At 72.8% G+C, this 14,861-nt stretch carries 12 protein-coding genes; 8 read left to right on the top strand and 4 right to left on the bottom strand.

Features of this window, described 5'->3' with window-relative positions:
* Positions 1-17 precede the first annotated feature (17 nt).
* The 3 genes from ACFYQ6_RS12645 to ACFYQ6_RS12635 are packed head-to-tail and all read left to right on the top strand — an operon-like array spanning position 18 to position 4,015.
* Positions 18-1,445: an FtsW/RodA/SpoVE family cell cycle protein gene (locus tag ACFYQ6_RS12645; protein ID WP_361573677.1), complete on the top strand. Its 1,428-nt coding sequence runs from the start codon at positions 18-20 to the stop codon at positions 1,443-1,445.
* Complete coding sequence (locus ACFYQ6_RS12640) at positions 1,442-2,899, top strand: penicillin-binding transpeptidase domain-containing protein (protein WP_361573675.1); 1,458 nt, start codon at positions 1,442-1,444, stop codon at positions 2,897-2,899. Before ACFYQ6_RS12645 ends, ACFYQ6_RS12640 begins: the two co-directional genes overlap by 4 nt.
* 42 nt (positions 2,900-2,941) lie before the next feature.
* Positions 2,942-4,015, top strand: coding sequence for an amidase family protein (locus ACFYQ6_RS12635; RefSeq protein WP_388762827.1), 1,074 nt, complete (start codon positions 2,942-2,944; stop codon positions 4,013-4,015).
* Here the strand turns inward: ACFYQ6_RS12635 and ACFYQ6_RS12630 are convergent.
* The 3 genes from ACFYQ6_RS12630 to ACFYQ6_RS12620 all read right to left on the bottom strand — a co-directional run bounded on the left by ACFYQ6_RS12630 (position 4,008) and on the right by ACFYQ6_RS12620 (position 7,087).
* Positions 4,008-4,862, bottom strand: coding sequence for a hypothetical protein (locus tag ACFYQ6_RS12630; RefSeq protein WP_388762825.1), 855 nt, complete (start codon positions 4,860-4,862; stop codon positions 4,008-4,010). The genes ACFYQ6_RS12635 and ACFYQ6_RS12630 overlap by 8 nt on opposite strands.
* A gap of 160 nt (positions 4,863-5,022) precedes the next feature.
* Positions 5,023-5,913 (bottom strand): ADP-ribosylglycohydrolase family protein, encoded by an 891-nt coding sequence (locus tag ACFYQ6_RS12625; RefSeq protein WP_361573669.1) that lies wholly within the window; start codon positions 5,911-5,913, stop codon positions 5,023-5,025.
* A gap of 64 nt (positions 5,914-5,977) precedes the next feature.
* On the bottom strand, positions 5,978-7,087 hold the full coding sequence (locus tag ACFYQ6_RS12620) for a ferritin-like domain-containing protein (RefSeq protein WP_361573667.1): 1,110 nt from the start codon (positions 7,085-7,087) through the stop codon (positions 5,978-5,980).
* A 191-nt stretch (positions 7,088-7,278) separates the two neighbouring features.
* Here ACFYQ6_RS12620 and ACFYQ6_RS12615 point away from each other — a divergent pair, with 191 nt between their 5' ends.
* The 5 genes from ACFYQ6_RS12615 to ACFYQ6_RS12595 all read left to right on the top strand — a co-directional run bounded on the left by ACFYQ6_RS12615 (position 7,279) and on the right by ACFYQ6_RS12595 (position 13,448).
* Entirely contained in the window at positions 7,279-8,214 is a 936-nt protein-coding gene (locus tag ACFYQ6_RS12615) for a diiron oxygenase (protein WP_361573665.1), read from the top strand.
* A gap of 35 nt (positions 8,215-8,249) precedes the next feature.
* On the top strand, positions 8,250-9,011 hold the full coding sequence (locus tag ACFYQ6_RS12610) for a TetR/AcrR family transcriptional regulator (protein ID WP_361573663.1): 762 nt from the start codon (positions 8,250-8,252) through the stop codon (positions 9,009-9,011).
* Between the two features lie 24 nt (positions 9,012-9,035).
* Positions 9,036-9,311 carry a hypothetical protein gene (locus ACFYQ6_RS12605; protein WP_361573661.1) on the top strand — a complete coding sequence of 92 codons (276 nt, stop codon included), beginning with the start codon at positions 9,036-9,038 and terminating at the stop codon, positions 9,309-9,311.
* 71 nt (positions 9,312-9,382) lie between these two features.
* On the top strand, positions 9,383-12,055 hold the full coding sequence (locus tag ACFYQ6_RS12600) for a PQQ-binding-like beta-propeller repeat protein (RefSeq protein WP_388762823.1): 2,673 nt from the start codon (positions 9,383-9,385) through the stop codon (positions 12,053-12,055).
* Between the two features lie 250 nt (positions 12,056-12,305).
* Positions 12,306-13,448, top strand: a complete 1,143-nt coding sequence (locus ACFYQ6_RS12595) for an NlpC/P60 family protein (protein WP_361573657.1) — start codon at positions 12,306-12,308, stop codon at positions 13,446-13,448.
* 142 nt (positions 13,449-13,590) lie between these two features.
* Here the strand turns inward: ACFYQ6_RS12595 and ACFYQ6_RS12590 are convergent, their stop codons facing one another.
* Entirely contained in the window at positions 13,591-14,826 is a 1,236-nt protein-coding gene (locus ACFYQ6_RS12590; protein ID WP_361573655.1) for a styrene monooxygenase/indole monooxygenase family protein, read from the bottom strand.
* Positions 14,827-14,861 lie beyond the last annotated feature (35 nt).

The following is a 14,861-nucleotide window of genomic DNA, read 5'->3' as shown; positions in this document are numbered from 1 at the left end:
TTGCTACGTTGCGGTGCATGACCGCAACGACGGCGGACGCGCGCCCGCCCGAGCTACGCCTGCCCAAGCGGCGCGGGGTCGAGCTCTCGCTCCTGATCGGGGCCGTGATCGTCTCCGTCTACGGCTACGCCGCCGTCGGCCTCGCCCGGAACAACGCCGTACCCCCCGACGTCGCCGGGTACGGCGCCGGTCTCGGCCTGCTCGCCCTGCTCGCCCATCTCGCGGTCCGCTTCCGTGCCCCGTTCGCCGATCCGCTGCTGCTGCCGATCGCCGTGCTGCTCAACGGGCTGGGTCTGGTGCTGATCTACCGGCTCGATCTGGAGACACCGAGCGACCGGGCGGCGACGACCCAGCTGATCTGGTCCACGCTCGGCGTCGCCTTCTTCATCGCGGTCGTCGTCCTGCTGCGCGACCACCGGGTGCTCCAGCGCTACGCGTACCTCTCCGTGGCGGCGGCCCTGGTGCTGATGATCGTGCCGATCTTCTTCCCCGCGGTGAACGGGGCCAAGATCTGGATCCGTGTCGGCGGGCTCTCCTTCCAGCCGGGCGAGTTCGCCAAGATCCTGCTCGCGGTCTTCTTCGCCGCGTACCTCGCGGCGAACCGGCACGCGCTCGCGTACACCGGCCGCAGGATCTGGAAACTCCAGTTCCCGACCGGACGGGTCCTGGGCCCCATCGTCGCGATCTGGCTGCTCAGCGTCGGCGTCCTCGTCCTGGAACGGGACCTCGGCACCTCGCTGCTCTTCTTCGGCCTCTTCGTGATCATGCTCTACGTGGCGACCGGCAGGACCGGCTGGATCGCCGTCGGGCTGCTCCTCGCCGCCGCGGGCGCCTTCGCCGTGGGCTCCTTCGAACCCCATGTGCACAGCAGGGTGGAGGACTGGCTGAATCCGTACGCCACCATCGAGGCGGGCGAGGGGCCCAGCCAGCTCGCCCAGTCGCTCTTCGCCTTCGCGGCGGGCGGGATGTTCGGCACCGGTCTCGGACTCGGGCACTCGATCCTGATCGGCTTCGCCGCGAAGTCCGACTTCATCCTGGCCACCGCGGGCGAGGAGCTCGGTCTGGCCGGGCTCACCGCGATCTTCCTGCTGTACGCGCTGCTGGTGGCCCGCGGCTTCCGCGCGGGGCTGGCGCTGCGTGACCCCTTCGGCCGGCTGCTGTCCATCGGCCTCGCCTCGATCCTGGCGCTCCAGGTCTTCGTGATCGCGGGCGGCGTGATGGGGCTGATCCCGCTGACCGGGATGGCGATGCCGTTCCTGGCCCAGGGCGGTTCGTCGGTCGTGACCAACTGGATCATCGTGGCCCTGCTCATCCGGGTCAGCGACGTGGCCCGCACCCCCGACCCCGCCGCGGGGCCCGCCCCCGCCGGCTCCGGCGCACCCGGGTCCGCCGCTCCCGGCTCCGGTCCCGGCGCCCCCGGGCCCACCGCCGGGGAGGAGCGGTGATCCGCTACATCCGGCGCGCCGCCGGCTTCTGTCTGCTGCTGCTCGTCGCCCTGCTGGCGAACGCCGCGCGCGTCCAGCTCTTCGAGGCCGACGAGCTGAACTCGAACCCCGCCAACCGCCGCACCACGATCGACCGTTACGACCAGCCGCGCGGCAACATCCTCGTCGGCGACGAGCCCGTCACCGGCTCGAAGGACACCGGCCAGCAGCTTGCGTACGAACGCACCTACCGGCACGGCCCGTTGTACGCGCCGGTGACGGGCTACGCCTCGCAGACGTACGGCACCACGCTGCTGGAGAACGCCGAGGACGCGATCCTCTCCGGCACCGACCCGATCCTGGCCCCGCTGCCGCTGTGGGGCGACATCACCCGGAGCAGGCAGCCCGGCGGGGACGTGGTCACCACCGTCGACGACGCGATGCAGCGCGCGGCGTACGAAGGTCTGGACGGCCGGCGCGGGGCGGTGGCGGCGCTCGACCCGTCCACCGGGCGCATCCTGGCGCTGGTCTCCTCCCCCTCGTACGACCCGGAGGTCCTGTCCGGGACGGGCTCCGCTGTCACCGGGGCGTGGACGAGGCTCAACCGCTCGACGAGCCAGCCCATGCTCAACAGGGCCATCCGGCAGACCTATCCGCCCGGATCCGCCTTCAAGATCGTGACGGCGGCGGCCGCGCTGGACGCCCAGGTGGTGACCGATCCGGACGCGGAGACGGACACCCCATCCCCGTACGTCCTGCCCGGCACCTCCACGACGCTGCCCAACGAGGCACGGGGCTGCGAGAAGGCCTCGCTGGCCGAGGCGATCCGTGTCTCCTGCAACACGGTGATGGCCCATCTCGGCGTCGAGGTCGGGCTGGACGGGATGCTGGAGGCGGTGGGCCGGTTCGGCTTCAACGACAACGACCTGAAGATCCCGTCCCGGGTGGCCCGCAGCAACTTCGACAGCGACATGAGCGACGACCAGCTGGCACTCTCCTCGATCGGCCAGTTCGACACGACGGCGACCCCGCTGCAGATGGCGATGGTGGCCGCGGCGGTGGCCAACGGCGGGGAGCTCAGGCGCCCTCACCTGGTCGACCGGCTGACGACCGACGACGGGGACACCGTCCGGCGGCCCGGCTCGGAGTCGTACCACCAGGCGATGAACCCGGCCACAGCGCAGCAGCTCCAGCGGATGATGGTCGACGTGGTGGAGAACGGCACCGGTGCCAACGCGGCGATCGACGGGGTGACCGTGGGCGGTAAGACGGGCACCGCTCAGCACGGCGTCGACAACTCGGGCAGGCCCTACGCCTGGTTCATCTCCTGGGCCCAGGCCCCGGACTCCGGCCGTCCCGCGGTCGCCGTGGCGGTGGTCGTGGAGGACGCGTCGGCAGACCGGGCGGACATCAGCGGAGGCGGCAACGCGGCTCCGATCGCCCGAGCGGTCATGGAGGCCGCGCTGCGGAACTGAGCCGGTCCCGCCGCTGTCCGGCACACGCAGCACACTGGGGCCATGACAACGGCACTGGAGACGGCCCTCGCCCGGATCGACCGGTTCGACCCCGAGCTGTGCGCCTTCACCGAGGTCTGGCACGAGGAGGCGCGCGGCCGCGCGCGGGCCGCGTCCCGGCTCCCGCTCGCCGGGCTGCCGTTCGCCGTGAAGGGCGCCGCGGGCATCCGTTCGTACGCCGCCGTCCGGCTGGCCGCGGCGGGCGGGATACCGGTGGGTGCGACCTCGGTGCCCGCCCCGGGCACCGCGTGGCAGACCTGGGGGCAGGGAGCGCGGGGCCGCACGGTCAACCCGTGGCGGCCCGACCGGACTCCGGGCGGTTCCTCGGCGGGATCGGCGGCGGCGGTCGCGGCGGGCCTGGTGGAGCTGGCCACGGGAAGCGACGGCGCGGGGTCGGTACGGATCCCGGCCGCCTGGTGCGGTGTCTTCGGCCTGCGGACGACGAGAGGTCTGCTGCCCTCCCCCGACCGCACGGGCCTCGCGTCGCCGGGCGTGCTGGCGAGCTCCGCCGCCCGGGCGGAGACCTGGCTGCACCACGTCCTGGACGGATACCGTCCGCAGCCCGCGCTGCTCCCCGTGCCCGTGGTCCACAGTCCCGGACTCGGCTTCGCCTCCGTGGACCCGGAGGTGGCGCGGGTCGTCCGGGAGGCGGTGGACCGGCTGGTGGCGGCAGGGGTCGTGCGTCCGGTGCCGGGCGGGTGCGACCTGCTCGACCCCGCGGAGGCGTGGTTCGCCACGCGTGCGGCACGGCCGACGCCCTCGGCCCGGAAGCTGGGCGAGGCCAACGACCGTACGCTCGACGCCTGCTTCGCCCGTGCGCCCCTGCTGCTCACCCCGGTCACGCCCAACCGCCCGCACGGCCACGAGGGCCCGGGGGACGTCTACTCCACGGCCCTCACCTGGGCGTTCAATCTCAGTGGCCATCCGGCGGCGAGCGTGCCCGCCGGCTTCACACCGGATGGCTGCCCCGTGGGCCTCCAGCTGGTGACCGCCCGGGGCACGGACGCGGCGCTGCTCGGCATGGCGCGCGCGGTGGAGCGCGTCCTGCCGGCGTCCCGGCCGCCCCGGTTCAGCTGATCGGCCGGCGCAGCTCGGACCGGACCTGCGCGGTCTCCTCGGCTGCCTTGTCCAGGTCGACGGACTGCGCGTCCTTGTCGAGATCGCCCGTGCGGAGCACGGAGACCATGGCGGCGGTGTTCCCGTCGGCCCACGCGCACACCGGCTTGTTGACCGTCAGGCCGATCTCCTTGATCTTCACGACCTGGCACTCCACGGTGATGTCGTACCCCGCGGGCCTGAACTCCTCCGGAGGCACGGCCACGGTCGTCCCCTCCGCCCCGGTGCCCCCCTCCAGGATCTTCGTCCTCATGAGCGAAGGGTCGGACAGCCGCCCGTACAGGCCCGAGAGCACCAGCATGCCGTTCTCCTCGGAGCCGTACTGGGCGAGCGCGGCCTTGCCGCCCCGGACGGTCGGGTCGGGCGCCTCCTCGATCTCCTTGCCCTCGGTGTCCGACAGGTCCTGGGTGAGGGTGAACTCCCCCTTCAGCACCGTCTTGTCCACCACGAGCTTGTGCGTGGCCTCCGGGAACGCCGTCGTCGCGCCGTTGCCGAGCAGCGCGAACGCCCCGAAGCCGACGGCGAGTACGAGGACGAGCGCCCCCAGCACGATGCCCACGACGAGCCCCGCCCGGTTCCTGCGCGGCGGCTGCGGCTGCATGTGCTGCTGCGGCCACCCGGGCCCGCCCGCGTTCCCCCACGGCCCTGGCGCGCCCTGGGGCTGCTGCGGGTAGCCGTGGACCGGCTGCTGGGGCGGGTACGGCGGCTGCTGCGCGTACGGGTTCTGCTGCGGCAGGGGGTGCTGCCCGTAAGGGCTGTGCGGCGAGGGCTGCCCGTACGGATTCTGCTGCGGCGGTGGCATGCTCATGCGCTCACGGTACGTCACCTGGAGGAACGGGCGGCCGGAGCGGGCGCGTACGGGCCGATGGTCGCCGGGGGCCACAACAGGCCTGGGTTCCGCGCATCCGCCCGCCGGCCGGCCGGCACCGTCCGCCGGCGTACGGGCGGGCCGATCGACCCGTCGGGACTCAGTTCAGTGGTTCCCGCCGCAGGCGCCACTCGGCGGGTACCCCGTCCACACCCGTGGCCGCGCCGACGACGCCCCCGGTGATGGCGCACGTCGTGTCCACGTCCCCGAACCCCTCCGCGGTCGACCACAGGGCGGCCTCCAGGTCGCCCTGATGGCGGGCGGCGGTCCACAGCGCGAACGGCACCGTGTCGTCGGCCCTGATCCGCCGCCCGTTGCCCAGGATGTCGGCCGCCTTCCACGGCTCCGTGGCGAACGGCACCGACGCCGCACGCAGCACGCCCTCACGCACCAGCCCTTCGGGCGTGCGCTCGGCGACCGCCTCCAGCGTGAGCTCCCCCCGCACCGAGAGGGCCGCGGCCACGGCGACCGCCACCGCCCCGGCCACGCCCTCGGGATGGGAGTGGGTGACGACCGCCGAGAGCTCCGCCTGCTCGGCGGCACGGCCGAGGTCGGCGTGGAAGCGTGCCCCGAGCGGCGCGACACGCATCGCGGCGCCGTTGCCGAGGCTGCCGCCCTCGAACAGCGTGGGCGCCAGGGTGCGCCAGTCGGCCGGGGAGGACAGGAGCTGCGGCAGGAGCAGATGCATGCCGTGCCCGTAACCGCGGGCCTGGTCCGCGTCGAAGGCCAGGGCGTAGTACAGGGCGAGCCGGTCCTGCTCGACCTGCCCGTACTCGTCGAGCACCCGCTGCACGGCGAGCGCCATGGCGGTGTCGTCGGTCCAGTGCCACACGGGCTCGTGCGGGGTCCGGCGCGCCCGGACCTCCGCGTAGGCCTGACGGGGCGGCCTGAACAGCGGGAACCACCGCTCCCCGAACGCGTCACCGAGCGCGAGTGCTTCCAGGCTGCGCCGTGCCGCCGCGCGATCCCCTGTGACGGTGGTCGAGTTCATGCCCCCATCCTCTCCGCACGGCCCGGCTCCGTACACCCCTTTCCCGCACGGCCGGGCCCACCGATCAGTCCCGCGCGCCGCCCTCGGCTATCGCCTCCTCGACCTCCGCCACGCGCGCCTGCTCCTCCACCGCGAAGCGGTCCCGGTCCAGTTGCTCGGCGATCTCCTCGTCCTGGGCCATCAGCAGGTCCAGGTTCGAGTCGCCGAGTTCGAACACGCCCATGTCGACGTAGGCCTTCTGGAGCCGTTCGCCCCAGAGCCCGATGTCCTTGACGCACGGGACGATCCGGCTGAACAGCAGCTTGCGGAAGAGCTGGAGGTACTCCGAGTGCTCGGAGAGGTCCTTCGCCTCCTGCTTGCCGATGCCGAAGTTCTCCAGTACCTCGACCCCGCTGAGGCGGTCGCGCATGAGGTAGCAGCCCTCGATGACGAACTCCTCGCGCTCGCGCAGTTCCGCGTCGCTCAGCTGCTTGTAGTAGTCGCGCAGCGCCATCCGCCCGAAGGCCACGTGCCGGGCCTCGTCCTGCATGACGTACGCGAGGATCTGCTTGGGCAGCGGCTTGGTGGTGGTGTCGCGGATCATGCCGAACGCGGCCAGCGCGAGCCCTTCGATGAGGACCTGCATGCCGAGGTAGGGCATGTCCCACCGGGAATCGCGCAGGGTGTCGCCCAGCAGCCCCTGGAGGTTGTCGTTGATCGGGTAGAGCATCCCGACCTTCTCGTGCAGGAAGCGGCCGTAGATCTCGGCGTGCCGCGCCTCGTCCATCGTCTGGGTGGCGGAGTAGAACTTCGCGTCCAGGTCGGGGACCGACTCCACGATGCGGGCGGCGCACACCATGGCGCCCTGCTCTCCGTGCAGGAACTGGCTGAACTGCCAGGAGGTGTAGTGCTTGCGCAGTTCACCCCGGTCCCGCTCGGTCATCTTCGACCAGTGCGGCGTGCCGTAGAGCGTGAGGGCCTCGTCCGGGGTGCCCAGCGGGTCGGCGGGGTCGACCTCCAGGCTCCAGTCGATGCGTTTGTTGCCGTCCCACTGCTTGTCCTTGCCCTTCTGGTAGAGGGCGAGGAGGCGTTCGCGGCCGTCGTCGTAGTCCCAGCTGAACCGGGCGGCGCCGGTGGCAGGAACCTGCCACGTGGGCGTCGGGGGCGGGGTGATGTAGAGGTCGTGTGTCGACACGGACAGCTCCTTCGCCTGGCGAGGATGGTGCATTCCGTGGTGCTGACGTCAGTTGGCAGGTTCACACGTTGGTAGACGCGCGGTCAACAAGTCGCGCACGGGGGATTGACTGCCTTGCTGACAGGCCGTCTCATAATGCAGGAGCGGAACTTGACCGCCGGTAACCCCTGATGCGAGAGGTGCCTCCAGCCATGACGCCAGTGACCGACGAGGACATCCAGGCGCTGCGCGACGCGCTCGGCCCCCTGAAGGACCGCGAACAGGTCGCCGTCCGCCTGCTCGAAGCCTCGGCCAAGCACTCCTTCGACCCGGACACCGAGCTGGACTGGGCGTCCCCCGCCGAGGACGGCAAGTGGTTCTGGCCCCCGGAGCTGGTCTCCCTCTACGGCACCCCGCTGTGGCGCAGGATGCCGGAGGAGCAGCGGATGGAGCTGGCACGCCACGAGGCGGCGTCACTGGCCTCGCTCGGCATCTGGTTCGAGATCATCCTGATGCAGCTGCTCGTGCGGCACATCTACGACAAGTCCGTGACCAGCAAGCACGTGCGCTACGCGCTGACCGAGATAGCGGACGAGTGCCGGCACTCGATGATGTTCGCCCGCATGATCGAGTGGGGCGGGGCCCCCAGCTACCCGGTCCCTCCCCGCTACCACAACCTGGCACGGGTGCTGAAGACCGTCTCCACCACACCGGGTTCGTTCGCCGCGACGCTGCTCGGCGAGGAGATCCTGGACTGGATGCAGCGGCTCACCTTCCCCGACGAGCGCGTCCAGACGCTCGTCCGCGGGGTGACCCGCATCCATGTCGTCGAGGAGGCCCGCCATGTGCGCTACGCACGCGAGGAGCTGCGCCGCCAGATGGTGACCGCGCCGGCCTGGGAGCGCCGGATGACCCGGCTGAGTTCCGGGGAGGCCGCCCGCGTGTTCTCCGTCTGCTTCGTCAACCCCCAGGTGTACGACAACGTCGGCCTGAACCGGCACGAGGCCCTCGCCCAGGTGAAGGCCAGCGGCCACCGTGCCGAGGTCATGCAGACGGGGGCCAAGCGGCTCACGGACTTCTTCGACGACATCGGCGTGCTCAACGGCGTGGGACGCAGGCTGTGGAAGAGCTCCGGACTGCTGGCCTGAGGGGGCTCTTGAAGGCACCGCTTAGGCTTCGGAGTATGACCTCCGCCCCCGCAGCTCCGCCGGCCCGCGCCTACCGACGGCTCGGTGTCGAGGAACGCCGCGCCCAACTGCTCGCCGCGGCGCTCACGCTCTTCGCCCACCGGGCGCCGGACGACGTGTCGATCGACGAGGTGGCGGCTGCCGCGGGAGTCTCCCGGCCGCTGGTCTACCGCTACTTCCCGGGCGGCAGGCAGCAGTTGTACGAGGCGGCGCTCGGCTCGGCCGCCGACCAGCTGACCCTCTGCTTCGCGGAACCTGCCGTCGGCCCGCCCACCGAGCGGGTGAGCAGGGTCCTGGACCGTTATCTCGGCTTCGTCGACGAGCACGACGCCGGATTCAGCGCGTTGCTGCGCGGGGGCAGCGTGGCCGAGACCTCGCGCACCACCACGATCGTGGACGGCGTGCGCAGGGCGGCGGCCGAGCAGATCCTGCTCCACCTGGGCCGGGGCGGCGGCCCGGGACAGGAGGCCGCCGGACCGCGGCTGCGGATGATGGTGCGCACCTGGATCGCGGCCGTGGAGGCGGCGTCCCTGATATGGCTGGACGAGGGGAAGCAGCCGGACGCCGCCGGGCTGCGGAGCTGGCTGGTGGATCACCTGATGGCCCTGCTCGCGGCCACCGCCGCCTCGGACGAGGAGACGGCCGTGGTGGTGGCGGATCTGCTGAGCCAGGAGACCGCCGACGGCCCCGCCGGGCGGCTCGCCGCGCTGATCGTCCCGGTCGCGGGCGGGGCGGCGCACCTGCTGCCGCCCGCCTGAGTCCGCCTGGGTCAGACTGGCCGGGTGAAAAGTGAGAACACCCCCTTCCGCGGCGGGCCCCTGGACGGCCGGGTGCTGCCGATCCTGCTCGGGCCGACCGGCCATCCGCCCAAGTGGTACGAGGTCCCGGTCCCGGACGCCGAGGGCGGTCCCGCCACCGTGTACGCCTACCGGCGCGCCCCGGCGGGCTATTCGAAGCGGCTCGGGATCCAGCGCGGCTGGGTCTACGAGTTCGCCCCCGGCGGCCGGGAGCGCTTCACCCCCAAGTGGCCCTGGAGCAGGCGCCGCAGCGAGTCCTGAGCGGTGCGCGCGCCCACGCCCGTAAGATCGACGGTCAGGTGCCGAGGGCACGGTCACAAGGGGGGTGCGCCATGGAGGCGCTGCGTCAGGACGATCCACGCCGCTTCGGCCCGTACACGGCGCTGGCCCGCTTCCGCGAGAGCGCGAGCGCGGTGCACTACCTGGCCCGGGACACAGAGAGCGACGAGCTCGCGGTGGTGACCGCCGCGCGGCCCGCCCTCGCCTCCGTACCCGCCTTCCGGCGGCGCTTCCGGTCCGAGGCGGGGATCGCGGAGCGGCTGGCCGGCGGCTGGGTGCAGCCGCCGCTCGCCGTGCCCGAGGACGACGGCCTCTGGACGGCCGCCGCCTATGTGCCCGCGGTGACCCTCGCCGAGGCGATCGGCCTCGCCGGCCCGCTGCCGGAGCGCGCCGTACGGATACTGGGCGCCGGGCTGGCCGAGACCCTCTCCCGGGTGCACGCCACGGGGGCCGTGCTCCAGGGACTGGCGCCGGAGACGGTGCTGCTGGCCGAGGACGGGCCCCGGCTGACGGCGTTCGGGCCCCTGGGCGCGGCGGCCTCCGCCGAGGCGCGCGAGGGCGGGCAGCTGTCCGTACGGCTCGGCTACCTCACCCCCGAGCAGGTCGCGGGCAAGGAGGCGGGGCCCGCCTCCGACCTGTTCGTCCTGGGTCTGCTGCTGGCGTACGCGGCGACCGGAACGACCCCGCTCGCCGACGGCCCCGTGGACGAGGCGGCGGAGCGCATCGCGCACGGTTCGGCCGAACTGGGTTCCGTCCCGGACGAGTTGCGTGCCCTGATCGCGAGCTGCCTGGCGAAGGACCCGGACGACCGGCCCGGCGCCGGAGCGGTCGCGGCGGAACTGGCACTGGAGGGCGCGGCCGGCCTCGCCAAGGGGGGCTGGCTTCCCGGGCCGCTCACGGCGGCGGTGGCGGACCAGGCGGCACAGGCCCGGACGCTGGAGCCTCCGGCGGGCCCGGTCCAGGACGAGGCCCCCGCTGACGGCGACGCGCGGGCAGCGGCGGCGGAAGAAAGCGGGGACACCGGCGAGGACAGCGGAACGACCCGTTTCCTGGGGACCGCGGTGCGCGCACCCCGGTCGGACCGGGCGACGGCCCAACTCGCCCTGCCCCGCGAACTGCCCGGCGAACGCCACGCCGAGATCACCGGCGGGCAGCCCGGCGCGCCGTTCACCGCGAGCCCTCGCGAGCTTCCCGGCGCGGCCTCCGGTGCCGCGCCCTCGCAGCCCCCCACTCCCGCACCGCCCGCCACGCCTGCCCCCGCACCGCCCGCCACGCCTGCCCCTGCCCCTGCCCCTGCCCACGCGCAGCCGTACGGATACGCCCGTCCCCCGCACGGCGCCCCGGCTCCGCTGCCCCTGCCTCTGCCGGGCGCCGCACCGGCCTCCCCGGCGGCCGCCGCGTCCACGCCCGCCACCAGCAGGCGGGCGCTGCTGACCACGGTGGCTGCGGGGGCCGCCGGCCTGGTCCTGGGTGGAACCGTGGTGTCCGCCCTCGGGTCCGGGGACCCCGCACCGGACGCCGACGGCAAACCGGCGGCGAAGCCCCGCCTCACCGCACCCGGCCGGGCCCCGGACCCACGGTGGATGTACAACCACCCGGCCGCCGCGCCCGCCCCGCTCACCGCGGGCGTGTGGCGGGACGAACTGCTGGTCCTGACGGACACCGCCGGGGCGACCGCCGTCGACCTGCGGACCGGCCGCAAGCGGTGGGAGAGCGCCGCCGCCGCGGGGGCCCAGACGGTCATGGCCGCGGGCGACGGGCTCTGCTTCCTGGCGAGCCCGACCGAGTTCCTGTGGCTGTCCCCCGAGGACGGGCGGATCAGGCACCGGGTGCGCTACGCCGACCAGTTCACCGGCGTACCGGGCATGAAGGTGGCCCCCCTGACCGGCCTGACCGGGTCCGTCCTCTGGTTCACCGGCTCCCACACCGTCACCGTGAAGGCACCGAAGCCGAAGAAGGGCAAGAAGCCCGGCAAGGACACCCAGGTCGTCAAGGCCTACTTCTTCGCCTACGACATCGTGCGGCGCGAGGAGCTGTGGCGCGTCGCGGTCCCGGCGGGCCGGGCGCCCGGCACCCCCGCCTACCGCCTGACCGCCGTCCGCGACGCCGACCTCGTGGTACGCCAGGACGCCGCCACGCTCACCCCCGCCGACGTGGCGGCCGGGAAGGGCAGGGCCGTCTTCCGCTGTTTCGACCGCACCACCGGAAAGCTCCTGTGGAACCGGCAGTTCGGCACGGTCGCACCGTCCGGCGCTGCGGCCGGTGACGAAGGGGGCCGGCTGTACGCCGCCGTCGGCGACGATCTGCAGGCCTTCGAGACGGGCACGGGGAAGCCGCTCTGGACGCTCAACGGCACCGCGTCCTCCCTCTTCGGCACGCCCCTCCCCGCCGGGACGCTGCTGCACACCACGAACCGCAACCAGGAGGTCGGCGCGGTCGAGCGGGCCACGGGACGGCTGCTGTGGCGCCGTTCCACCGAGGTGCCTCTCGGCGGCAACGCACCCGCGCTCACCCTGAGCGGCGGCGGAAAGACGCTGCTCGCCGCCGATGCCACGCAGGTGACCGCGTTCGCGGCCGGGGACGGGCGCAGGCTGTGGAAGTTCCAGGACGTCGGCGCCCAGGCCCCGAAGGGTGCCACGGTCACCGCGCCGTACCGGGTGCTCGGCGCCGGTGAGCACGTGGTCGTCCAGCGCGAACGGGCCTTCTACGCCTTCCCCGTGGAGTGACTTCCCCGCACCCCGAACGCTCCCGGCGTACGCCCTCCGGGACATGTTCCACGGCGTACGCCGCTCAGGACACCCCACGGCGTACGCCGTTCGGGACGTGCCCACGGCGTACGCCGTTCGGGGCAAGCCCTGGGCGGCGCGCCTGGCAGTCCTTGCATCACCCTGCGGCGAGTGACCGGATGGTCGATATCCGACCATTCATGGGCTTTTCCGATTAACTGGCATCGCCCTTGTCACCGGAGGTGATGCCGTGTCAGGCCGTCTCGCGCGAACCCTCTGCACCGCGGCGCTGGCCGCCGTCGTCGCCGCCTCCCCCGCCGTCGCCGAGCCGGCCGGCGACGACCCGGCCCCGGCCGCCGGGCCCGCCCCGCAGAGCATCGCCGGGCTGCTGAAGCAGTTGCAGACGCTTTACCAGCAGGCCGAGGAGGCCGGGGAGCTCCACAACGGCACCGAGGAGGAACTGAGAAAACGGACCGCGCAGGCAGCAAAACTGGACGCCGAGGTCGCCAAGGCCCGCTCGGCCCTGGGCTCCAGTCGCAGCGAGGCGGGTCGGCTGGCACGGGCCCAGTACCAGGGAAGCACCGACTTCTCCGCGTACCTGCGGCTGCTGCTCGCCCACGATCCGTCCCGGGCCCTGGAGCAGAGTCATGTCATCGAACGCGCCCAGGCGGGCCGGGCGGCCGTGATCGAGCGGCTCACCGGCGCGGAGAGGCACGCGGAGGTGCTTGCCGCCAGGTCCCGGGCGGTACGGGACCGGCAGCGGGTGCTGGCCGAGCGCCAGAAGAAGCAGCGCGACACCGTGCGGTCCCGCCTGAAGGGCATCGAGGCGATGCTGGCCTCGCTGTCGGACCGACAGCTCGCCGCGCTGTCGGCACTGGAACGGAAGAACGTCGGCAAGGCCCAGGCAGCGCTGACGGCATCGGGAGCCCTCAGCTCGGTCCGGGCACCGTCAGGGGAGGGCCGGGCGGCCGTCGAGTACGCCATCGAGCAGATCGGCAAGCCGTACGTCTGGGGCGCCGAGGGACCGGAGTCGTACGACTGCTCCGGCCTCACCTCGCAGGCGTGGTCCGCGGCGGGCCGGGAGATCCCGCGCACCTCGCAGGAGCAGTGGCGCCGGCTGCCCGAGGTCCCGCTGGGTTCGCTGCGCCCGGGCGACCTGGTGGTCTACTTCCCGAAGGCGACACATGTGGCGCTCTACATCGGCGACGGGATGGTCGTGCAGGCACCGAGGCCCGGTGCCACGGTGAAGGTCTCGCCCCTCGCCTCGAACCCGCTGCTCGGCGCGGTCCGGCCCGACCCGGAGAGCGAGCCGCTGAGCACGTACACACCGCCGGACCTGCCCGAGGACGCCACCTCGGGCGACGACACGGGGTACGACGCCCCGGAGGCCTGAGGAGCACGGCGGAGGCAGGGGAACGCGCCGGACACCGGGGAAGGCACCGGATACCGGCGGACGCGCCGGGCCGCCGCATCCGTGACCGTGTCCGGCTGACGGATGCGGCGGCCCCACCGCTGCTTCGCGGGCCGGGCGCTTGCTACGCGCCGGTGAGCGAGCCGAGGTAGGCGTTCGTCTTCTCGGGCTCGAAGAAGAAGTTGTCGAAGTCCGCCGGGTCGTTGAACCCGTTCGCGAACCGGTCGGCGGCGGGCTGGAGCTGACCGGACGCGCCGATCAGGTTCAGCACGTGCTCCGGCGGCGGGCCGAGCATCGCGTTCGTCCACTTCACGACATGCTGCGTCTTCTCCCAGTGCCGCTCGAAGGTGGCTTCCATCCACTCCTCGTCGAACGGCCGGTCGCCGTGTTCGAGGATCGAGTGCAGGTAGGAGTGGGCGCACTTGGAGGCGGTGTTGGAACCCTGCCCCGTGATCGGGTCGTTGGCCACGACCACGTCGCCCACCCCGAGCACCAGACCGCCGCCGGGCAGCCGGCCGACGGGCTTGCGTACGGTCGGGGCGTAACGGCCCGCCAGCGTGGCGTTGGCGTCGGTCAGCTCCACCTTGGTGGCGCGCGCGTACTCCCACGGGGTGAACCGCTCCATGAGTTCCAGCGTCTTGGCCAGGTGCTCCGACGGGTCCTTGATGCCCTGGAAGGCGTCGAGCGGGCCGCCGGGGATGCCTTCCCAGAACAGGATGTCGGCGCGGCCCGAGGTCGTCAGGGTCGGCATGATGAAGAGCTCGCCGACGCCCGGGACGAGGTTGCAGCGCACCGCGTCGAACTCCGGGTGCTCCGGGCGCGGGCCCATGCCGTGGACGTAGGCGACGGCCAGCGCGCGCTGCGGGGTGTCGTACGGCGAACGGGAGGCGTCCCGGCCGAACATGGAGACGAGCTCGCCCTTGCCGGCCGAGACCATCACGAGGTCGTACGTACGGGAGAAGTAGTCCAGGTCGGAGACCGCGGCACCGTGGATGACGAGCTGACCGCCGCGCTGGGCGAAGGTCTCCATCCAGCCGGCCATCTTCACGCGCTGGTCGACGGACTGGGCGTAACCGTCCAGCTTGCCCACCCAGTCGATGACCCGCGAGGAGTCCGGGCCGGCGACCGAGACACCGACGCCCTCGATCCGCGGGGCCTGCGACTCCCAGAAGTTGAGCTGGAGGTCGCGCTCGTGCTGGAGAGCCGTGTGGAACATGCACTGGGTGGACATGACCCGGCCGGACCGGATCTCGTCCGCGGTGCGGTTGGACATCAGGGTGACTTCGTAGCCGTTGGACTGGAGTCCTAGGGCCAGCTGGAGACCGGACTGTCCGGCTCCGACTATGAGTATCTTCCGCATCGCGGTTCTCCGTTACGTGTACTGGGTGCGTCTGT

It is taken from the genome of Streptomyces sp. NPDC005494, assembly GCF_042872025.1.
Taxonomy (GTDB): Bacteria; Actinomycetota; Actinomycetes; order Streptomycetales; family Streptomycetaceae; genus Streptomyces.
The sequence above is the reverse complement of the archived record's forward strand: the minus strand, read 5'-3'. Positions and strand labels throughout refer to the sequence as shown.